We start from the raw sequence: 21,959 nt of genomic DNA, 5'->3' as shown, positions 1-21,959 counted from the left end.
CCAACGTCATAAAAGCTTCACTGAACTGTCACATCCTCGTCATGAACGCTAGATGAACCGTTAGGTTTCGCGCATTTGTGATTGGGGGATAAGGGCCGATCGCTCCAAAGACATTCCTGGGCCGAACCTGGCCAGGCGCATTTGCTTGTGCTGAGTGGCGGGCCGTCGTAGGTCTGACGGAGACGATGTCAGGAGGATTCAGATTGCGCAGTTCCGTCGAGATCTACAACATCAGGATAGGCGAGGCACGCGTCGTCTGGCAAACGACGCAGCTTGTGGAGGCGCCCAACTTTGCGCCCGACGGCAGCTATCTTCTGTTGAACGGCGACGGACTTCTGTACCGTCTGGCGCTTGATGGTTCAGGCAGGGTCGAGAAAGTCGACACCGGTTTTGCCAAAACGTGCAACAACGATCATGGCATTTCGCCCGATGGCCGGCAGATCGTCATCTCCGACAAGACCGAGTTCGGGAAGTCGACGATTTATGTGCTTCGGGCCGAAGGCGGGATGCCACGGCTGGTGACGCAAAATCAGCCGTCCTATTGGCACGGCTGGTCGCCTGACGGAAAACAACTGGCCTATTGCGGCATCCGCAACGACTTGTTCGATATCTACACGATTTCCGTGGATGGCGGCGAAGAACGGCGGCTGACACACGGCGAGGGACGCAACGACGGGCCGGACTACTCCGCTGACGGCCAATGGATCTACTTCAATTCCAGCCGCACCGGCCTCATGCAGATCTGGCGCATCCACCCGGACGGCACTGGCCTCGACCAGATCACCAGCGACAATTATGGGAACTGGTTTGCCCATCCGTCGCCCAACAACGACAAGGTCCTCATCCTTTCCTACGACCCGGATGTTTTCGACCATCCGCGCGATCTCAATGTTCGTCTGCGGCTGATGGATATGGACGGGGGCAATCTGACGACACTCTTCGATCTCTTCGGCGGGCAGGGCACAATCAACGTGCCCAACTGGTCGCCGTCCGGCGATGAGTTCGCCTATGTGCGTTACCACCCTGTCTCTGGGTGAAGGATTGCGTCGAGCGATTTTTGCGGGCATAGAGCTTTCGTCAGGTGCCCGTGTTAGGCGGGAGAATCGGGAATTCGGTGAGAGACCGAAACGTGCCCAACGCTGTAAGGCTGACGACTGCCGCAACACGCCACTGGCCCAGCGCCGGGAAGGCGCGGCAGTTGGATGACGCCAAGTCAGAAGACCGGCCCGACATCATAGACTGACCCGCGTGGACGGCGGGCGGTTGTGTTGTTGGGGATAGACGATGCGACCAGACCATTCAGGCTCCCTGTCGGGAGCTACAGCCTTTTCGACCGAGGAACGTGACGCCGTTTACCGGGCGATCTCAACGCGCCGCGACGTCCGTTCGGAGTTCCTCCCGGATCCGATACCGGACGACGTTGTCAGCAGGCTTCTGACGGCCGCGCACCATGCGCCGTCCGTGGGATTCATGCAGCCCTGGAATTTCATCCTGGTTCGCGATCAGCAGGTGAAGGAGGCGGCGTGGCAAGCTTTCAATCGCGCCAACCGTGAGGCTGGCGAGATGTTTGAGGGCGAACGACAGAGGCTGTACCGGTCGCTGAAGCTCGAAGGTATCCGAGCCGCACCGCTCAGCATCTGTGTGACCTGCGATCCGGATCGCTGCGGTGATATCGTTCTCGGCCGAACGCATAACCGGCGAATGGATTCTTACTCCACGGTTTGCGCCGTGCAGAATTTGTGGCTCGCGGCCCGAGCCGAAGGCGTGGGGGTCGGCTGGGTGAGCATCTTTCACGAGTCCGATATCAAAGAGATCCTCGGCGTTCCGGAACGGGTCGAGATCGTTGCCTGGCTCTGCATCGGCTATGTCGATCAGCTCTATGACCAGCCGGAACTCGCGGTCAAAGGATGGCGCCAGCGCCTGCCGCTGGAGGAACTGGTGTTCACGGATCGCTGGGACAGTTCGCTGGACTGAGGGCGGCTATTGTTGCTGCGGCTGAGGGCCAGGCTTGGCGGGATTCTTAAGGTCGATCGTGCCCTGGTCACCGGCTAGGAACTGCGGGCCGATCTGGCGCACCTTGTTGTTTGCCGGATCGTATGGCCTGTCCGGCACTTGCGGCTGCGGTGCAGCCGGGGCGGCGACCTTGCTCTCCGGCTCGGGATTCTTGGTTTCGATCGTGGTGATCGATCCTTGTTGCGGCGGTTCGCTGATCGATTGGCTATTCCTCATCTGTTCGTAGTAAGCGTTTAGATTGCAACTGCAGGACGATTTTTCGCCCGGCTTACGGTTCTTGTAGGCGAAAGCATTCGGCATTGCGCTGTAGGGGGCGCCCGTCGACGCCGAAATCATCTGTGAGGTCTCGGTGCTGGAGACGTCATGATAGAAGAGCTCGGTGTCGATGCCGGGACACATCTTCGAGCAGGTGTCGGCATCGCGGGCGAAGTCCTGCGAGGTTGCGTTCGAGCTTAGCGGAAAAAAGCCTCCGTCGCAGGTGCGTACGCAGACGGTGTTCAGATGAGAGAGCGTAGACATGCCGAAACCGTATCGACGCTGGTTGGGATCGCCACCTAGAGGTATGAAGGTGTCGTTTCGCATCGCCTGATCTTCGATGCTCGGCGGCGGAGCATATCCATCGGCGCGATCCTCAGGCCACTGCTCCTCGTTGCAGCCGTTGTCGTCGAGCGCGGCAAGCAGTTCATTTCTCGTGCGCGCATCATCGCTCTGGCCGCGCAGTTCGTCGCGCCGCTGCTGCAGATAACGGATGTTGTCGACCATCTTGGTTTCCGCGCGCTCGAGCTCGCCGCAGTAGCCGTCATCATCCCCGATCACGACCATGCTGCCACTTGTGCAGCCGTTTTGGCGCAGATCGCTACGGAGTTTGCGAAGCTCAAGGTTCTGTTCGGCAATAGCACTGGCGAATTTGCGCACCTCGGGCGTGCTGCCGATGATTTGTGGCAGATCGGCAAGGCGGGCGCGAAGGTCACCGCAGATCGCCGGCATCTGGGCTTGGGTCGGGCCGGTGAGTGAAAGGGCGGTTGCGAGTGACAGAATCCAGCGGTTCAAGGCATCGTCCCATCGGTGAGCAGGTCATAGGGCGCGGCATCCCGCCGCGCCTTCATTGCTAGCCCGTTTGTCTTAACAAGCTGCGGTCGGAAACTTACCGCATTTTCTCGATCTGCCGCAAATCACGCTGGCTGTGAAGCCTCGACGACGGCGAGAGCTGCCATGTTGACGACGCCGCGCGAGGTCACCGAGGGCGCGAGGATGTGCGCCGGCAGCGCAGCGCCAAGCAGGATCGGCCCGACATGCAAGCCGTCAATCATCGACTTTACGACGCCCAGAGTGATGTTGGCCGCGTCGAGGTTCGGGAAGACCAGCAGGTTTGCTTCGTCGTGCAGGGTCGTGTCGGGCATGACGCGCTTGCGCAGGGCATCGGAGATCGCGCTTTCGCCATGCATTTCGCCGTCCACTTCGAGATCCGGCGCGGCTTCGCGCACGAGCTTCAGAGCGGCACGCATCTTCGTCGCGCTTTCGGACTCACGGGAACCGAAGTTCGAGTGGGACACAAGAGCAGCGCGCGGCGTAATGCCGAAGCGTCTGATTTCCTCGGCAGCGAGAACCGCGGACTCGGCAATCTCTTCCGCGCTCGGATTGAAGGTGACGTAGGTGTCCGTGAAGAAGGTGGCGCCGCGTTGTGAAATCAGCAGGCTGAGTGCCGAGAAGTCGCACACGTCCTGCCTCTTGCCGATGATCTGGCGGACGTCGCGCAGATGCTTCTCGTAACGGCCTTCCAGGCCACAGATAAGCGCATCGGCTTCGCCCCGCTTCAGCGCCAACGCGCCGATAACAGTCGTGTTGGTACGAACGATCGTGCGCGCGGCTTCCGGAATGACGCCCCGACGTCCAACCAGCGAGAAATAGAGATCGACATATTCGCGGAAGCGCGGATCGTCTTCCGGGTTGATGACGTCAAAATCGGCTAGCGGCCGGATGCGCAGACCGTAGCGCTTCAGACGTGTTTCGATGACTGATGGGCGGCCAATCAGGATTGGCTTGGCAATGCCTTCTTCGAGCAGCACCTGTGCGGCGCGCAAGACGCGTTCGTCTTCACCTTCGGAGAAGATCACCCGCTTGCGCTCGGCATTCTTCGCCGCAGCAAAGATCGGCTTCATGATGAAGCCCGAGCGGAAGACGAAACGGTTGAGCTGGTCGAGATAAGCGTCGAAATCGGTAATCGGACGCAGGGCGACGCCGCTTTCGGCCGCGGCTTTCGCTACGGCCGGGGCGATCCGCAGGATCAGGCGCGGGTCAAAGGGCGAGGGGATCAGGTAGTTCGGGCCGAAGACGGGCGTTTCGCCCGAATAGGCGCGGGCGGCGACGTCGGATGGTTCTTCGCGCGCCAGTGCCGCGATGGCGCGGACGGCAGCCATCTTCATTTCTTCGTTGATAGTGACCGCGCCGCAATCCAACGCGCCCCGGAAAATATAGGGGAAGCAGAGAACGTTGTTCACCTGGTTCGGGAAGTCGGAGCGACCGGTGCAGATCATCGCATCGGGACGGGCAGCGCGGGCGAGATCGGGCATGATTTCGGGCGTTGGGTTGGCGAGCGCCATGATCAGCGGGTTTTCGGCCATCTGCGCCAGCAGCTCCGGCTTCAGCACGCCCGCTGCGGAAAGGCCAAGGAAGACGTCGGCGCCGCCGATGTTTTCGGCAAGCGTGCGCGTGTCGCTCTTCTGGGCGTAGACGCTCTTCCACTCGTCCATCAGTTCGGTGCGGCCTTCGTAGACCAGACCTTCGATGTCATGAACCCAGATGTTTTCGCGTTTGGCGCCCAGCGTGACGAGGAGATTGAGGCAGGCGAGGGCGGCAGCACCTGCGCCGGAGGCAACGATCTTGACCTCGTCGATCTTCTTGCTCGCCAGTTCCAGGCCATTGAGGATCGCGGCAGCGACAATGATGGCGGTGCCGTGCTGGTCATCATGGAAGACCGGGATCTTCATGGTCTCGCGCAGGCGACGCTCGATTTCGAAACATTCCGGCGCCTTGATGTCCTCGAGATTGATGCCGCCGAAGGTCGGCTCGAGCGAAGCGACGGTCGAGACCATCTGCTCGACGCTCGATGCATCGACCTCGATATCGAAGACGTCGATGTTAGCGAACTTCTTGAACAGGACGGCTTTTCCCTCCATGACCGGCTTTGATGCCAGCGGGCCGATATTGCCGAGGCCGAGAACGGCCGTACCGTTAGAAATGACCGCTACGAGATTTGCACGCGAGGTATAATCGGCGGCCGTCTCGGGATGATCGCGGATCGCTAGACAGGGTGCTGCGACGCCGGGGGAATAGGCAAGAGCCAGGTCGCGCTGGTTGCCGAGCGGCTTGATCGCCTGGATCTCGAGCTTGCCCGGACGCGGATAGCGATGGAAGTAGAGCGCCTGCTCGTCCAGGCTTCCACCTGCCAGATTCTTTTCCGTCTTGGACTTTTCCTGATGATCCATCATCGCCTCCGGGCTGCCGCATGCTGTCTTTGAAATGCCTTCAATACATCAAACGGGATGGCGGAACAGTCGGAATTTCCGTTCGAAATACGAAAACAGCGCAAATCTGTCGCCGTTGCATCGAGGCGCGGTGGCAACCGGGAAAATCAGGCAGGGCACCAGCATGTCATCTTCCTGAAACACGACTCTGGTTTTGAGAGGCAGGTGAACGATGGGACACGAGCAGGATGCTTGTGAGGGACAACATGGATACGCGGCACTTCCGTACGCTTTTCATTTCCGATGTACATCTCGGCTCCAAGGCCGCGAAGGTGGACTTCCTGTTGGATTTTCTCAAGCATCACGAGGCGGACACCATTGTCCTCGTTGGCGACATCGTTGACGGCTGGCGGCTGAAGCGTAGCTGGTACTGGCCGCAGGATTGCAATGACGTCGTTCAGAAGCTGCTGCGCAAGGCGCGCAAGGGCACGCGGGTCATTTATATCCCCGGCAATCACGACGAATTCCTTCGCGACTTTCCAGGCACCCATTTCGGTGGCATCGAGGTCGCCGAGCGCATCATGCATGAAGCTGCCGACGGCAAGAAGTACCTCGTGCTGCACGGCGACGAGTTCGACGTCGTGGTGCGCAATGCCCGCCTGCTCGCCTATCTCGGTGACTGGGCATACGACATGGCGATCATGGTCAATATTGGGCTCGCGGCGATCCGCCGCCGGATGGGAATGCCTTACTGGTCATTTTCCGCATGGGCCAAGCTTCAGGTCAAGCATGCGGTCAACTTCATCGGCGAGTTCCAGCGCGTCGTCGCTGACGAAGCTCGGAAACATGGTGCGGACGGCGTGATTTGTGGCCACATTCACCATGCGGTGATGGAAGACATGGATGGGATCCGCTACATCAATACCGGGGACTGGGTCGAAAGCTGCACAGCGATCGCCGAGCATGAAGACGGCACCTTTGAATTGATCGAGTGGCGCACCATGAGCGATCTACAGTCGATTCCGATGGCGATCGGTCATCGCGAAAAGGACGTCGCGCAGCAGGCCGCCTAAAGCGGTCTTGCGAGCCCGTAATTCAATGAATCTATTTAGCCCGTTGTGTCTTTGCGACAGGCCCTATTTATTTTCTAAAACGTTTCAGTTGGGCAATTTCTTGCCATAGTCGCCCTTAGGTTGACGTGTTAGGCAACGTTCAGTTCCTACAGGTCTACCCCATGATTCCCGCGCAAAATCCTCCGGCGAGTGAGGGGGCACCACCGCGCTTCCGTGTGCTCAGTGCCTTGTCCTATTGTGCGCCTTTGCTCGTCAACGGCGTTGCCCTGCCGTTTTTCCCGATGTGGCTTGCGCTGCACGAGTTCAACGACCATGAGATCGGTGTCATTCTCGCCGTGCCGATGGTGGTGCGCGTGCTCGTCGCTCCCATCGTCGCGATGTATGCCGACCGGATGAAAGAGCGCGCCGATGTGCTGCCGTTTTCGGGCTGTCTATCGCTGCTGACGGCGATCGCGCTCTACTGGACGAATACATTCTGGCCAGTGCTGATCGTCTACACGATCCAGGGAGCGACCTTTGCCTGTTATGTCCCGGTCGTCGAGTCGATCGTGATTTCCGGTGTCAGGCGCTGGGGGCTGGATTACGGCTCGATGCGGGTGTGGGGTTCGGTCGCGTTTATCGTCTCCACCCTGATCGGCGGGCAGTTGATCGGGCACTGGGGCGGCGAGATGGTGCTGCCGGTCATGACCTTTGGTTTCGTGACAACCGTTGTGATGGCGATCTACTGTCCACGGATCGGCCCGACACGCAGGCGCGGAACGCCCGTCGATATTTCCGCGGCGACCGGCAGTTCGCTGCGTCAACCGCATCTGCTTGCATTGCTGATCGGCGTCGCAATCCAACAGTCGAGTCATGCTGTCTTGCAGGCGTTTGCGTCCCTCTACTGGCGGGATCTCGGCTTCTCAGGGACGCAGATCGCGATCCTTTGGAGTGCCGGCGTTGCAGCCGAGGTAACGGTGTTCTTTCTGTCCCGGCGGCTTAGCCGTCGTTTCAGTGCCTGGACGCTGATTCGGTTTGGTGCGGCGGTCAGCGTCTGTCGCTGGATCCTGTTCCCGATGCACTGGGGTTTCTGGGGCTTCTTTTTGCTCCAGTGCATGCATTCCTGCACCTACGCCTTCGTGCATACCGGCGTACAGAGAAGGATCGTCGCCTCCGTGCAGGAGACTCAGGAATCGTCTGCACAGGGCGCCTATTTCTTCTACAACGGCATGTTCATGGGGCTGATGACGATCGCCTCCGGCTACATCTATGCGTGGCTAGGGCTCGCAAGCTACTACGTCATGGCGCTGGTCGCCCTGACCGGACTGAGCCTGCTCATCGTGGCTTACTATCTTCAGCCCCAGAGCGTCGTTTCTGGCGGCCAGACGAGAGAGGCGGCGTAGCGCAGCCCTGGTTCGCGGTCGCGAGCCAGAAGCAGCGGTCCGTCCAGGTCGACGAATTCGGCATCCTGCGCCAACAACACGGCCGGCGCCATTGCCAGCGATGTGCCGACCATGCAGCCAACCATGATCTTGAAATCAAGGCGTTGCGCCTCTTTTTTCATGGCGAGCGCCTCGGTGAGACCGCCTGTCTTGTCGAGCTTGATGTTGATCGCATCGTAGCGGTCGCGAAGGCTTGCCAGGTCGCCGGTGTGGTGGACACTCTCATCCGCACAAACGAGCACGGGACGGTGGATCTCAGCCAGAAGCTCATCCTTGCCCGCCGGCAGCGGCTGCTCAACGACGGCGACACCCATCTCGGCAGCGATGCGCAGATGATGCTCCAGCGTCTCTTCAGGCCAACCCTCATTGGCATCGAGAATGATCGCGACATCAGGCGCTGCCTCGCGCACCGCGCGGATGCGGCTTTCATCGTCGCCCGTACCGACCTTGACCTTCAAAAGCGCCCGATCGGCGTTCGCGCGCGCCTGCGCTGCCATGACATCAGGCTCACCGAGAGAGATCGTGAAGGCCGTCGTCAAAGGTTTCGGCTTCATGAGACCCAGGTTTTTGATGACCGAATTGCCAGAGCTCTTGGCTTCGAGGTCCCAGAGGGCGCAGTCAACCGCATTGCGCGCCGCACCGGGTGGCATCGCTCGCTGTAGTTCCTTGCGCGTCAGGCCCGCCTCGATCAGCGGCCTTGCAGCTTCGACCTGGGCGGTGACGCTTTCCATGGTCTCGCCATAACGGCGATAGGGAACACCCTCGCCCCGGCCGACAATCCCGTGCTCGCGGATTGTGCAGAGGATCACGTCTGCTGACGTTTTGGCGCCGCGCGAGATCGTAAATGTGCCTGAGATGGGGAAGGATTCCGTCTGAATTTCAAGCGACCGTGGCATATTTGCAATCCTGCGCGCATGGAAATTTGGTGTGGCTTGGGTATATTGATCCGAAGCGGCGAACCGCTAGTTCGCGAGTCGGCAATGTCGCCGTAAGCCTTGAAAGACACAAGCGTTTTGAAGTCCGAAACCCGTAACGCCGCCTCACTGCATGTGGACGACCAGACCCATGGCGCGGGCCAGCTCGTTCATATCGAGGGGAACTGGCGAAGCGCGAACCTGCATCTCGTTTTGCGCGACTTCGAGAAGCTCACTGCGGGTCGAAGCGGCGAGGTGACCCTCGACCTGTCAGGCGTGACGGACATCGACACGGCGGGTGTCTGGCTGCTGTGCCGGCTGAAAAAGCAGGTGGAAGGCGCAGGTGGCACCGTGCGCTTCGAAGGCAGCAACGCGCATATCGACGAAATGATCGCGGAGTTTTCCGAGGAGCCGCCGCTGTCCGAGCAGGAACCGCAGCAAGGCGCAAGCTGGCTGGAGTGGATCTTCGCGCCGATCGGCAAGATCACGTTCGAGATATGGAACAACCTTGCAGCCGCGATGTATATTCTCGGCTCCGCCGTCCGCGGCGCACAGATGAAGTTCGGGCGCGGCAGTGGGGTCTCGCCGGCGTCGATCGTCAATCAGATCGACCATATGGGCGTACGCGCGGTGCCGATCATATTGCTGATGTCGTTCCTGATCGGCGCGATCATCGCGCAGCAGGGCGCCTTCCAGCTCCGCTATTTCGGCGCGGAAGTCTTCGTCGTCGACCTCGTCGGTATCCTGCAGCTTCGCGAAATCGGCGTGCTCCTGACGGCAATCATGATCGCTGGCCGTTCCGGTAGCGCCATCACCGCCGAAATCGGCTCCATGAAGATGCGCGAGGAGGTCGATGCGCTGAAGGTGATGGGGCTCAATCCCGTCGGCGTGCTGATCTTCCCGCGCCTGGTTGCCCTTACGGTGGCGCTGCCGCTGTTGACCGTCATTGCGAACTTTGCGTCGCTCGCCGGCGCAGCCGTGGTTGCCTGGGCCTACTCCGGCATTACCTTCGCCAACTTCATCGCCCGCCTGCATGAGGCGATCACGCTGTCGACGGTCCTGTCCGGGATGATCAAGGCGCCGTTCATGGCGCTGGTTATCGGTATCGTTGCGGCGGTCGAGGGCTTAAAGGTAGGCGGCAGCGCCGAGTCGCTTGGCCAGCATGTGACCGCGTCGGTGGTGAAGGCGATCTTCGTCGTTATCCTCATGGACGGGCTTTTTGCCATGTTCTATGCGGCCATCAATTTCTAAGGATCGTACGTGGACGGACAACAGACAGAGACCAGAAACAACGAGGGGCGGAAAGTCGTGCTGTCTGCGCGCGGCGTCACCGTCGGTTTCGGGTCGAAGGTCGTCCTCGACAATCTGAACCTCGATATCTATCGCGGTGAAATTCTCGGTTTTGTCGGCGCGTCGGGAACGGGCAAGTCTGTCTTGATGCGGACCGTGCTTCGGCTGCTGCCGCGGCGCTCGGGCACCATCAAGATTCTCGGTCAGGACTTCGATCAACTGGACGAACCGCAGCGCAATGCGCTCGACATGCGGCTCGGTGTGCTGTTTCAGCAGGGGGCACTTTTCTCCTCGCTGACCGTCAAGGAAAACATCCAGGTGCCGATGCGCGAGTATCTGGATCTGCCGCAGTCGTTGATGGACGAACTGGCTCAGCTCAAGATCCGGCTGGTTGGACTCGCGGCTGATGCTGCCGACAAATACCCTTCCGAGCTTTCGGGCGGTATGATCAAGCGTGCGGCGCTGGCACGCGCCCTGGCACTCGATCCCGAGCTGGTGTTCCTCGACGAACCGACGTCAGGCCTTGATCCAATCGGGGCAGCGGAGTTCGATGAGCTTATTGCAAGGCTCAGGGACACGCTTGGACTGACCGTCTACATGGTCACCCACGACCTCGACAGCCTCTTCTCCGTCTGCGACCGCATTGCCGTGCTTGGCAAGAAACGGGTATTGGTCGAGGGAACAATAGACGACATGCTGGCCTGCGATGATCCGTGGGTTCAGGCTTATTTCAAGGGCAAGAGGGCGCGCTCGATCGTGCCGCAAAACAGCCACGCCGGCGACGACAGCCTGGCGCAAGATAGCCGCGGGAAGTGAGCGGATACGATGGAAACAAAAGCGAACTACACGATTGTCGGCTTTTTCACGGTGCTTGTTATCGCGGCGGCGTTCGGCTTCGTCTACTGGATGGCTGAATACGGGCGCGGCGGGCCGATGGCTGAACTGATCGTCCGCATCCCGGGCTCCGCGAACGGTCTGAGCGTCGGTTCGCCGGTGCGCTTCAACGGCATTCAGGTCGGCTCGGTGAAGTCGCTGTCGATCGATGCAGACGATCCGAGCTTCTCGCTGGCGTTTACTGAGGTGCGCGTTGATGCGCCGATCTATCCCTCGACGAAAGCCATCCTTGAAATCCAGGGTCTGACGGGTGCCGCCTACATCGAGCTCTCCGGCGGTAAGATCGGCGAGAAGAACATCCTTCAGCAGTCGATTGACACAGGGAAGCGAGCGGTGATCGTCGCTGACCAGTCGAGCGTGACCAACCTTCTGGCGACGGCGGACAAGATTCTCGACCGCGCAAACGATGCCATCGGGCAGGTTCAGGGGTTTGTGAAGGACGCACGCGGACCACTGACGAAGACGTTGCAGAATGCAGAGACGTTCTCCGACGCGTTGGCCAAGAATTCCGGCAATATTGATTCATTCCTGCAAAGCGTCGGGCAACTGTCCGATACGGTTCGGAAAGTCTCGGGTCGTGTCGACACGACGCTGGAGGCGGTCGAAGCGCTCGTGAAGGCCGTCGATGCGAAGAAGATCGATACTATTCTCAGCAATGCCGAGAAGGTCAGCCGCGACGTTGCCGATGCGTCGGGCGACTTCAAGGGTGCGATCCAGAAATTCCAGGAGACGGCAACGACCTACAACGATCTCGGCAAGAAGGCGCAGGCGACACTCGATCGGGTGGATACTCTGGTAGCGCAGATCGATCCGGCGAAAGTCAAGGGATCCGTGGACGACATCTCCCAGGCGACCAAGGATGCGCGCAGTGCAGTCGCGTCCATCAAGGATGTCGCAAACACCGTTTCGGCTCGGCAGAAGGATATCGATCAGACGATTCAGGACGTGTCGCAGATGGCGAACAAGCTGAATTCGGCGTCCACACGCGTCGACGGTATTCTGATCAAGCTCGATGCGCTGCTCGGAACGGACAATACGCAGTCGCTTTTTGCGCAGGCGCGTGACACGCTCACCTCGTTCAAAAAGGTGGCCGACAACCTCAATTCGCGGATCGGCCCGATTGCGGACAATCTGCAGAAGTTTTCCAGCGGTGGCCTGCGCGATATGCAGTCGCTTATCAACGACACGCGCTCCACCGTCCAGAACCTTAGCAATGCGATAAGTGATTTCGACCGCAACCCGCAGCGGCTCATCTTCGGCGGGGATACGGTAAAGCAATATGACGGCCGGACGCGGCGTTAACAGGGATATTAGGGGAGCGCATATGGCCGTATCGGATCTGTTGCAGCGTCGTTCGTGGCTATCCAGAACCGCGATCGCGTTGCCGCTATTGGCAGGCCTTGCCGGCTGCGGAACGGCTGCGAAGAACGACACCTATGATCTCTCGGGGTCGGCGACCGGCACTGGACCGGCGGCAAGAAGCCGGCAGATCCTGGTGCAACAACCGACCGCGTTGAAGGCAATCGACAGCGAACAGATTGTCGTTCGGGTGGCGCCTTCGCAAATACAGTACCTTTCCAGGGCGCAATGGGGTGACAAGCTGCCTCGCATGGTTCAGGTGAAGCTGGTCGAGGCCTACGAGAATTCCGGCAAGCTCGGCGGCGTCGGCGTCCCCGGCCAGGGGCTCGCGATCGATTATCAGCTCGTGACGGATATTCGCTCCTTCGAGATCGATACGACCGGTGGCAGCCGCGCGGTGGTTGAGATTTCAGCCAAGATCGTGAACGATCGCAACGGTACTGTACGGGCTCAGAAAGTGTTCAGACAAGAGGTACCCGCCAGCGGGTCGAACGATGGTCTTGTGAAGGCGCTCGATCGTGCTTTCTCGGCCGCAGCCGCTCAGATCGTCGACTGGACGCTGCAGTCGATCTAACCGTCCAACCGGGCAGGCGGTAAGTGCCGCGGGGCGCTTTGTGACCGGAACGGCCAGGGGTATGAGGCTATATGGGGTTCCATCTTGCTGTGCACGAGCTTCGCTCGCTTCATCCAGATCTCAGCCGGATAGCTGCCGCCCAAAATACAAAATGGCCGCCCTCGGGCGGCCATTTCTTTGTTTTCCGGACGTCTTACTTCAGCCGTCCCGCGGCATGAGCAAGCATCGTGTAGACCTTGCCCGTATCGGAGGTCAGGTAGGACTGCGTAATCGTCTTGTCGCGATCGCCGCGGGACACATCGGCCAGCAGCTTCTCGAAATCGGCGATGTAGCGATCGACTGCAGTGCGGAACTCCGGCTCGCGATCGTACTTGCGTTTGATTTCGTCGAACGTCTGCTGACCCTTCAGCGTGTAAAGGCGACGTGTGAAGACGTCGCGTTCGCCGCGCTGGTAGCGACGCCACAAGTCAACCGACGCATCGTGATCGATCGCGCGGGCGATATCCACTGAAAGCGAGTTCAGGGACTCGACGACATGGCGCGGGTTGCGGCTATCGGCGGTGCGAGCCGGTGCTGCTGCGGTAGCCTCGGCGCGCGGTGCCGGTTGCCGTGCCGGAGATTCCTCGGCGGTTTCCTCGCGCGATGCGCCACGCAGAAGATCGCTGATCCAGCCGCCGGTTGCCGGCGTTGCCGGAGCAGGCGCTGCAACGGGTGCTCGCTGTGGAGTCACGGTTGCTGGCGTCGGCGGTGTCAGCGAACCCCGCAGACCGAAGTTTTCGATCGGCGATGGCGTTACTGCAGGTGCGGGGGCTGGCGACGTGGCAGGTTGAGGAGCCTGCTGGGTAACGGCTGGCTGGCCAGGACGCGGCGCTGGCTGAGGCTGAGCAATGGCCCGCGGCGCCGGCTCGGAGATTTCCAACTGCTGCGTCGAACGGCCAACGATGTGCGAGATATCCTGCAGAGCCTTGATCTGCTCGGCGACCGCGCGACGCATGGCGGCGGCGCTTTCCTTAGCTTCCTCGGGGAGGTCGAATGCGCCGCGCTTCAGCTCGCTGCGGGTCATATCGAGTTCCTTGCGGATATCGCCGGCGGAGCGGCGGATCTCTTCCGTTGCACCTGAGAAGCGAGATACCGCCTCCTCGACTGCTTCACGCAGCGATTCGCGCATGGTCTGGGCAGCGCCGTCGGATGCGCGGCCTGCCTCGCCCAGCATACGCTCGACTTCCGACAGGGACGCTGTCAGGCCGCCGCGCAAGCGGTTCGAGAGCTCACCGGAACGACGCTCGGCGTTGCCGAATGCACCGTCGATTGTCGCGTTGGCTTCTTCTCCGGCCTTGACGAGCGCCGCGCGCATGGTCGCGGCTGCTTCCTCCGCACGCTTTTCGGTCTCGGAAAGAACGCGGCCGATGTCGGAGAACGAGGACTGCACGCTTTCGCGCAGAGTACCGCTAACTTGGTTCGAGCGCTGCTCGGCGCGGTCGAACGCGGATTCGACCATACCGCCCAGGGAGCGCATGGTCTTCTCGATTTCCTCCGAGCGCTGGACAAGGCCAATCGAGAGGTTCTGCAGTGCAGTCTCGCGATCCTCGAGCGTCGAAACAAGGTTCGATTGAGCGGCCGCGAGCAGGCCGGATGCCTGGCCGAGCACCTTGGAGTGCTCGTCGAACCGGCCAATGATGCCACCGACCTGAGCAAGAGTCTGACCCGAAATATCGGACAGGCGATCGACCTTGCCTTCGAGCAGGCGCGTTGAGGCCGAAACCATCTCTGCTGCCTTCGATGCCGATTCAGTGAAACGCGATGTCGTATCGCCAAGGCGACCGTCCACTGCTGCCAGGTTTTCGGCTGCGCTGCTCATCATTTGCCCCATGGCGGAGCTGTTGTCCGACAGGCGCTCGATGAGCTTGTTTACGTTGGCAAGAAGGCTGTTTTCCATTGCATCGACGGCCGAGGATGCACTCTCCGTGCGTGCGGCGATCGCATTGATCAGGGCCTCATTCTCGCTGCGCAGACGCTCGGTGCTGCGCTCGGTTGCCGCCGTGATACGCGCTGCGGCCTCCTTGCCTGCGTCGGCATAGCGATCGATCAGCGGGCGTGCTGTCTCGTCGAGAATGCGCGACAGCTCCGTATTGCGGCCGGCAAGCATCGAGTTGAGTTCGCGTGTGCGATCGTCGAGCGTCGAGCGGATGGCGTTGCCGCGTGCTTCAAGCGCTTTTTCAACGTCGGTGAGCGTCGAGTCTATTTCGCGCGTGCGGTCCTCGAGGCTTGACCGGATCGCATTGCCGCGAGCTTCCAGAGCACGTTCGACCTCGGCCATCGTCGAGGTGATTTCCTGGCTGGCGTCGGAAATCGTCATGCGGATGCCCGCGCCATGGCTTTCGAAGGTTGCCTGTGCGTCGCCGAGCGCGCGTGAGATGGCGCCCACCTGGCCGCTGACCAGGGTCTCGGCTTCCGCAACCTTGTTGATGATTGCATTACCTGCTTCCGAGAAGGTCTGAGCGACGGCTGCTGCCTGGCCGGCCAAACGGTTCTGCGCTTCGGACACGCGACCGACGATCCGTTCGGAACGCTCTTCGATCGTGCGGCTGAACTCGTTGCTCTTGGCTTCGAGGCTCTCCGCAAATTGCTGGCCGGTACGGCCGAGACTTTCGGCGGCGCGGGCTGCTTCTTCGTCAATGCCCTGGGTTGTCTCGGCGACGGCGCTACGCAGCGAAGCGGCGAGGCTGGCAGCTTTGCCTTCAATCGTACGATTGACCGCGTCGAGGCCAACCGTCAGAGCGCGGTCCATCGTCGAGAGACGCTCCTCGATGCGAGCACTGCCGCGCTCCATCGCCTCGCCGATGCTTGCCGTGCGGGTGTCGATACCGGACGTCAGATTGGTCGTGCGGCTGTCGATCTCCGATGTGAGGTTGGCCGTGCGGCCATCGATCGTCGCGGCAAACTTAGCAGCGCTCTCATCAAGCGCTGCCGAAATGCGGCCGGTCGCTTCTTCGCCGATCGTTCCGAGACGCGAGATGCCGTCGGACAAGGTGTTTGAGAGGCGACCGCCAGCCGCGTCGACCTGCTCAGCCACGCCGCCAACGCCGTCGCGAATACGGTTTTCGAGGGCCGTAAGGCCAGCCTCGACGCGAGAACCGGTTTCGGCAAAGCGACCGGTCATGCCCTCGATCGACTGATCGAGCTGCGAGGAGAAGGTTTCTGCCGTGCGCGAGATCTCGCCTGCAGCCTCCTGGAAGCGACCGGCAATATGGCCGGTGCTGTCGCGCAGGCGATCTTCGAGAGCTCGGCCACTGTTGTCGATCGTCTGGCGAAGAGAAGCCTCGTGGTCTTCCAGCGACATTTCCAGCATGCCGACGCTGGTGGCGATCGATGCGCCGATGGTCGTCGCCTGGTCGGAAAGCGTGTCATTGAGGCGAGTGTGAGCATCGGTCAGCGCGAGATTGATCGCCTGTTCGCGATCGGTGAGCGTCGAGCGAATGCGTTCGTGAGCCGAATCCAGACCGCCCTCGATGCGCGTGGCTGCGTCGCCGTGTAACGTTTCCAGCCGCCGGTGCGCGTTGCTCAGGCTGTCTTCGATGCGGGCGGCAGCACCACCGGTCAGCTGCTCGATGCGGTCTCCGCCGCTCGAAAGCGTGTTGGCGAGCGTCGATGCGTGATCGTTCAACGTGCGCTCGAGGCGTTCCTGGCTCTGGGTGTAGGCGCTGCGAATTGCGTCCGACTTGTCAACGAGGGCACCGGCAACGCGGGATTCAGCGCCGGCCACCGTGTCAAGCAATGCATTGGTACGCGCTTCCAGTGCGTCGTCGAAGCGGCCCTGGCTTTCGCTGAAGGAGATCGCGAGCGCCATGGCCTTCTCGTCGAGCGTATCCGAAAGACGATCCTGAACCGTGGCAATCGAATTCGCGATGGTATCGACGCGCCGGCCAAGCGCATCCTCGATGCGGCTATGACCTTCGTTCAGGGATACGGCGAGTGCCATGACGCGGTCGTCGAGCGCTTCGGTGATCCGGTCATGTCCGCCGGAAAGCGAGTTGCTGATCGTTTCCGCGTGATGGCCGAGCGTGTCTTCGAGACGGGTCTGGCTTTCGTTGAGGGAAATGGCAAGCGCCATTGCCCGATCGTCGAGAGCCTTTGTGAGCTTCTCGTGGCCGCCGACCAGTTGGTTCGCGATGGTCTCAGCGTGATGTCCGAGGGTGTCGGCAAGGCGCGTCTGGCTTTCATCGAGAGAGATGGCGAGCGCCATCGTCTTGTCGTCAAGCACTTCGCTGAGCTTTTCGTGGCTGCCGGCGAGCTGGTTTGCGACCGCGTCGACATGAAGGCCAAGTGTGTCGGCAAGGCGGGACTGCCCCTCGTTGAGGGAAATCGCGAGTGCCATCGCCTTGTCATCAAGAGTGTCGGCAAGCTTGTCGTGGCCGCTGGCGATCGAAGCGGCAATCGCTTCGGCACGCTTGGCGATCGTATCCTCGAAACGGTTCTGACTTTCATCCAGCGAAATGGCCAGCGTCATCGCCTTGTCGTCGAGGGTGTCGGCGAGGCGCTGATGGCTGCCGGAAACTGCGCTGATGATTGCCTCGGAGCGGCTTGCAAGCGTGCTCTCGAACCGGTCCTGGCTCTCCGCGAGGGCAGCCGTCAGCGCGCCGCCGCGATCGGTCATCACTCCGTCGATCCGCTCGTGCGCGGAATCGAGCGCCTGCGTAATATCTGCTGCGCGCCTGGAGATCATCGTGTTCAGTTCGTCGGCACGACCAAAGGCCGAGGTGATCTGATCGGTCCCCGCGGAGACGGCGGAGCTTAGATCGGAGGTCGTGGACAGCAGCGTGTCGCGGAATTCCGTCGCGCGCGCGGAGAGATTGTTGTGGAGTTCGGACGTGCCCGATGCGAGCGCCAGGGAGATCTCGGAGGTGGCGTGGCTGAGCGCAGACGTCATACCCGTCGTATGCGTATGGATGGCCTCGGTGACTTCCGAGACCTTGCCCGCCAGCGAGCTTTCCATGACTTCCTGGCTGGTGGCAAGGGCGGTGGCCAGCGTGAAGGACTGGTCGGTGAGCGACGCGCCAAGGCGCTCGATGCTCGAACTCAGGATACCGTTCAGCGCGTCTGAACCGCCGGTCATCGTGTCGTTGATGCGATTGAGGCTTTCCATCAGCTTCGTGTCGAGCGAGCCGGCGCGCTTGTCGAAGGCATTGGCGAATTCCGCGACACGCTCATCGAACGAGGTCGAGAGCTGCGCGACAGTTGCCTGGAGCCTTTCGTCAAAGAAGCCGGAGCGAAGATCGAGGTCCATAATAGTGTCGTCGACGCTCGATTGTAGGCTCTGACGGAAGCTCGAACCCTTCTCGTCCAGTGCGCTGTTGAGCTTGGAAAGGACGTCATCAAGCGTGGTGCTGATCGTGCGCTCGCCACCGGTCAGGCTCTCGTTGATCTCACGGGTGCGGGCAATCAGGATCTCGTTCAGCTGACGGGCGCGGTCGTTCAGCGCGGCATTGAGCTTCTCGGCGTTGCTGTCCATCGTGGACGCACGCGTCTCGAACTGCCGGAGGATCTGCTCTCCGTGTTCGCTGAGGCTCGACGTGAGGGAGTCCAGTCGGGTGTCGAATTCGTTTGTTAGCGCAAATCCAGACGAGGTCAGCGTTTGGAGCAGCGAATCCGTCTTTGCCGCCAGCAGCGTGCCGAGCGACTGGATCGCCGACTCGGATTTTTCAGTGATCGCCGCGGCGCGCGTGTCGATCATCGATGCGAAGGCTTCACCTGAAGTCGCTAGGCGTACGGCGATCTCTTCCGTGGCAAGCGACAGATCTTCCTTAAGCTGGTCGTGCACGCCGGCGATCGACGTGCGGATGCGCTCGGCGTGATTAACGATCGCTTCGCGCTCCGAGCCGAGCTCGTGCACGAGGCCGCGTACGCGCAATTCATTGTCGGCGTAGCTCCGCTCAAGCGCATTGACCTCGGAATGGACGAGGGTTTCAAGCTCCGAGGCGCGCGCAATAGTACGCTCGATGCCTTCATTCATGGCGGAGACTTCGCGGCGAACGGCCTGGCCGACGGTCATGATGCGTTCGGAAGCGACGGTTTCCGGCTCGGAGAGGCGAAGCGCGACTTCGGCCATGGAACGTGCTGCGTTGCGCATGTCCTGGGCGCGGGCCATCATGACGGCGAAGGCATAGAACAACAGTACCGGCACAATGATGCCGATGAAGCCGGCGATGACACCCGGAAGCGCCAAAAGATCGGCGAGGGAGCGGATCTGCCAGATCTGGGGCGAGTAGAGCAGGGCCATCAGGCCAAGTCCCGCGACAATCCAGAGAAGCGACACGAGCGTTGCGTTGCGCACTGCCGAGCGGCTGGTGCCGTTCTCCAGGGACTTCAGGAGCGAAGCCGGCGAGATGCGGGTGGCATCGTTGGCCGCGAAGGAGGGCGCGCGCGACGGCTGTTCGGGCTGGCGAGGCGTGTTAGCGGCACGGGCACGCTTGGCGTCTGTTTGGCTCTGCTGATTGCGGGCACTTGGTGTTTCGGACAATTTGGCCTCCGGGGCGTCGGTCTTGCCGTTGCGAGACAGCGTATCGTCTTCTCCGAAGTCGATCTGGAGCGCTTCGTCCAATGCCTTGAACGCCTTGTCCTCGATCGACTCGTTGTACTTGTTGTTCGCCATTTACGTTACGCCTCGTTACATCCCAGCCGGTTCAACAACGCATCCGGGCTTCCCGCCGAGCCCGAACAAAACCTTAGCCTCTGAGCCCGCCCGCCCACATTGCCGAGGACGGATAAGCATATCATTTCAGAGTGGATAGCTGCTTTTTCATACAGACGGTATCAAAACATTACCATTATCCACTTGGCGAGCAAAGGCAGGTGCCGGCAAGCTCGCCCAGTAGTATCGTAGTGACACATCCGCGACTGCTAGACAATTAACGCAATCGGTCAAATCCCCCGGCATTAAGGTCTTGTTAACATCATTTAAGAAATGTGCGTCTTTAAAAACCAAAGAGTTAACGCCGTTTATCGGGCGTTAACCATATCCCGAGAAATCCGCCCTGAATGTGCCGGAATTTAACGCGATTCCCATCCAGTACCCCGCACGATGATGAAACGGCGGGATAGACGACGGGAGAATTGGCACATGGCAGCAGTCAGTATTGCGTTCGCGGCGCCCGACAATTGCAAGGGGCCTCGCCCTTCGCACGAACGTCCGGTCGATCTGCTGCATCTGGCAAATCAGACAATGGGCGACAAGAGCCTGGAAATCGAAGTTCTGCAGATGTTTGCGCGGCAGGCGCGGGCTTGCCTGCAGGAGATGTCGTCCGGCGATGCCAAGATTATAGAAGCCGCGGCACACCGCCTCAAGGGCGCGGCTGGAGCCATTGGCGCGTTTCGTGTTCATGCGGCAGCCGAAGCGCTCGAGGGTAATTGCGGCGACGCTGCCAGCATGGCGGCGGTCGGCATTGCGGTAATCGAAGCCGAGAATTTTATTCTCAAGCTCTGCCGCTAATCGATGCAAAGTCAACATGGGTACAAGACCCGCTGGCCCATTTCAGGGCAGCGGGTCTTTTTGTGACCTTCGGCATGGCGCATTTTGACAAGCGCGTCGCTTCTCAATTTGTGATGAAGAGCATCGAGCGGTCGATGTTGACTGCCTCGGCGATTTGTTGGAAGAAAAATCCAGACCCTCCCATTGACGACCACCGGAAATCATCATGCCCAAATTGACCATTGTCGCCTTCGACGGCACGCGCTTCGATCTTGATGTCGATCAGGGATCGACTGTTATGGAAAATGCCGTGCGCAATTCGGTGCCGGGCATCGAGGCGGAGTGCGGCGGCGCCTGCGCCTGCGCAACCTGTCATGTCTACGTCGACGACGAGTGGACGGAGCGCGTTGGTCCGCCCGAGGCCATGGAAGAAGATATGCTCGATTTCGCGTTTGACGTGCGCCCGACGTCGCGCCTTTCCTGTCAGATCAGGATGAAGGCAGCCCTGGATGGCCTCACCGTCCACGTGCCCGAGCGGCAGGCCTAATTTCACTGCACTCCCCAAAAAAAGCCTCGCTGGCCGTTAGACGAGCGAGGCGAGGTAGGCGCATTACCTACGGACGAGGGAGGATCATCCGCGGCTTCGCAACGCGCCAGGAGAACCCAGGAGCGAAAGTTCGAGCTTGCCGACCTGAACTTTCGAATGTTTGAATATTACCGCGTTGTGGTTGATTTAGCTAGACCGAGAAATAACCACTAAAACACTGGGGCGACAGCGGTTTCACACAAGTTTTGTTGCGCGGCTAAACTTCTGTGATCGTTTTTGACCCAAGAATCGGCTATCTTGCGCCGCCGGATTTTTTTAGCCGGTGGTCGAGCAACCTCATCATCCGATTCTCGAAATTGGCAGCTTCGACTCGGTCGAATCGGGCCTGCAGCCGATCGTGTTCCTCGATGCCGCGCGTCGATACGTCGGTGACGAGTTCCTGCATCCGCTCGCAATTGGGTTGTGGCGGTAGAGCGAGAATCTGTCTTTCCATGACGCGCGCCTGGTTTCGGGCAATTTCGGCATGGCGTTCTTCGTGGCGCTTAATGTCGCTCGAGAGTGCATCCCAGACCATAGAGAGCTGTTTGCTGGCGCCTTTGCGGTTTGTCCAGCGCGGCAGGATAATCTGCGTATGGACCGTTACCTTGGCGTTGCCAACCTTGCACTTGCCGCCCGTCTGGACATAGGTGGCGTCGCCGCCAAAACGGATTTTGGTCGCGCCGGGATGGCGGGCTGACGACCCGCTTGCCGTCGGTCCGTTGGAGCTCAGCTGTTGATCGAGCTGATCCGCGGTTTTGCCCCCGATCGCGAAGTAGGAGTAGCTCTTGGTCGCAATGACGGCGGCAGAGGCCGGAGGACACGCTGGTACGACCATGGAAAACCCCAGCACGAAGGGCATATAACGCGGTACGGAAAGCATTCTGCAGATACTCATGTTGAAGTTTG

Annotated in this window: 15 protein-coding genes and 1 riboswitch; of the genes, 10 read left to right on the top strand and 5 right to left on the bottom strand. The window is 60.5% G+C overall.

What is annotated here, in order from left to right; translation table 11 throughout:
- The first annotated feature begins 203 nt into the window (after positions 1–203).
- Both ATY80_RS21210 and bluB read left to right on the top strand, forming a co-directional pair.
- Positions 204–1,037 carry a TolB family protein gene (locus tag ATY80_RS21210; RefSeq protein WP_088694292.1) on the top strand — a complete coding sequence of 278 codons (834 nt, stop codon included), beginning with the start codon at positions 204–206 and terminating at the stop codon, positions 1,035–1,037.
- A 25-nt stretch (positions 1,038–1,062) separates the two neighbouring features.
- A riboswitch (cobalamin riboswitch) is annotated at positions 1,063–1,245 on the top strand.
- 39 nt (positions 1,246–1,284) lie between these two features.
- Positions 1,285–1,974: a 5,6-dimethylbenzimidazole synthase gene (gene bluB / locus ATY80_RS21205; protein ID WP_088694291.1), complete on the top strand. Its 690-nt coding sequence runs from the start codon at positions 1,285–1,287 to the stop codon at positions 1,972–1,974.
- A 6-nt stretch (positions 1,975–1,980) separates the two neighbouring features.
- On the opposite strand, the gene ATY80_RS21200 is transcribed toward bluB, so the two are convergent.
- Both ATY80_RS21200 and ATY80_RS21195 read right to left on the bottom strand, forming a co-directional pair.
- On the bottom strand, positions 1,981–3,063 hold the full coding sequence (locus ATY80_RS21200; protein WP_088694290.1) for a DUF2865 domain-containing protein: 1,083 nt from the start codon (positions 3,061–3,063) through the stop codon (positions 1,981–1,983).
- A 122-nt stretch (positions 3,064–3,185) separates the two neighbouring features.
- Positions 3,186–5,498, bottom strand: a complete 2,313-nt coding sequence (locus ATY80_RS21195) for an NADP-dependent malic enzyme (RefSeq protein WP_088694289.1) — start codon at positions 5,496–5,498, stop codon at positions 3,186–3,188.
- A gap of 227 nt (positions 5,499–5,725) precedes the next feature.
- Here ATY80_RS21195 and ATY80_RS21190 point away from each other — a divergent pair, with 227 nt between their 5' ends.
- Positions 5,726–6,550 (top strand): UDP-2,3-diacylglucosamine diphosphatase, encoded by an 825-nt coding sequence (locus ATY80_RS21190; RefSeq protein WP_088694288.1) that lies wholly within the window; start codon positions 5,726–5,728, stop codon positions 6,548–6,550.
- 161 nt (positions 6,551–6,711) lie between these two features.
- Complete coding sequence (locus ATY80_RS21185; protein ID WP_088694287.1) at positions 6,712–7,932, top strand: MFS transporter; 1,221 nt, start codon at positions 6,712–6,714, stop codon at positions 7,930–7,932.
- Here ATY80_RS21185 and dgcA read toward each other — a convergent pair.
- On the bottom strand, positions 7,884–8,867 hold the full coding sequence (gene dgcA, locus ATY80_RS21180) for an N-acetyl-D-Glu racemase DgcA (protein WP_088694286.1): 984 nt from the start codon (positions 8,865–8,867) through the stop codon (positions 7,884–7,886). The two genes, ATY80_RS21185 and dgcA, sit on opposite strands and share 49 nt — an antisense overlap.
- Positions 8,868–8,966: 99 nt before the next feature.
- Here dgcA and ATY80_RS21175 point away from each other — a divergent pair, with 99 nt between their 5' ends.
- The 4 genes from ATY80_RS21175 to ATY80_RS21160 are packed head-to-tail and all read left to right on the top strand — an operon-like array spanning position 8,967 to position 13,002.
- Positions 8,967–10,136 carry an MlaE family lipid ABC transporter permease subunit gene (locus ATY80_RS21175; protein ID WP_189637229.1) on the top strand — a complete coding sequence of 390 codons (1,170 nt, stop codon included), beginning with the start codon at positions 8,967–8,969 and terminating at the stop codon, positions 10,134–10,136.
- Between the two features lie 9 nt (positions 10,137–10,145).
- Complete coding sequence (locus tag ATY80_RS21170) at positions 10,146–10,991, top strand: ABC transporter ATP-binding protein (RefSeq protein ID WP_088694284.1); 846 nt, start codon at positions 10,146–10,148, stop codon at positions 10,989–10,991.
- A gap of 9 nt (positions 10,992–11,000) precedes the next feature.
- Entirely contained in the window at positions 11,001–12,371 is a 1,371-nt protein-coding gene (locus tag ATY80_RS21165; RefSeq protein WP_088694283.1) for an MlaD family protein, read from the top strand.
- A 22-nt stretch (positions 12,372–12,393) separates the two neighbouring features.
- Positions 12,394–13,002 (top strand): ABC-type transport auxiliary lipoprotein family protein, encoded by a 609-nt coding sequence (locus ATY80_RS21160; protein WP_088694282.1) that lies wholly within the window; start codon positions 12,394–12,396, stop codon positions 13,000–13,002.
- 193 nt (positions 13,003–13,195) lie between these two features.
- Here ATY80_RS21160 and ATY80_RS21155 read toward each other — a convergent pair whose 3' ends face one another.
- Entirely contained in the window at positions 13,196–19,651 is a 6,456-nt protein-coding gene (locus ATY80_RS21155; protein WP_088694281.1) for a hypothetical protein, read from the bottom strand.
- 468 nt (positions 19,652–20,119) lie between these two features.
- Between ATY80_RS21155 and ATY80_RS21150 the strand changes: the two genes are divergently transcribed.
- A complete protein-coding gene (locus ATY80_RS21150) occupies positions 20,120–20,488 on the top strand; it encodes an Hpt domain-containing protein (RefSeq protein WP_088694280.1) in 369 nt (122 codons plus the stop codon).
- Between the two features lie 205 nt (positions 20,489–20,693).
- Positions 20,694–21,014 carry a 2Fe-2S iron-sulfur cluster-binding protein gene (locus ATY80_RS21145; protein WP_024312780.1) on the top strand — a complete coding sequence of 107 codons (321 nt, stop codon included), beginning with the start codon at positions 20,694–20,696 and terminating at the stop codon, positions 21,012–21,014.
- Positions 21,015–21,306: 292 nt separating this feature from the next.
- Here ATY80_RS21145 and ATY80_RS21140 read toward each other — a convergent pair whose 3' ends face one another.
- Positions 21,307–21,933, bottom strand: a complete 627-nt coding sequence (locus tag ATY80_RS21140) for a DUF922 domain-containing protein (RefSeq protein WP_088694279.1) — start codon at positions 21,931–21,933, stop codon at positions 21,307–21,309.
- Between the last annotated feature and the right edge of the window lie 26 nt (positions 21,934–21,959).

The sequence above is a fragment of the Rhizobium sp. R711 genome (assembly GCF_002211365.1).
Classification (GTDB): domain Bacteria; phylum Pseudomonadota; class Alphaproteobacteria; order Rhizobiales; family Rhizobiaceae; genus Rhizobium.
This window is presented reverse-complemented; position numbering and strand designations above follow the sequence as displayed.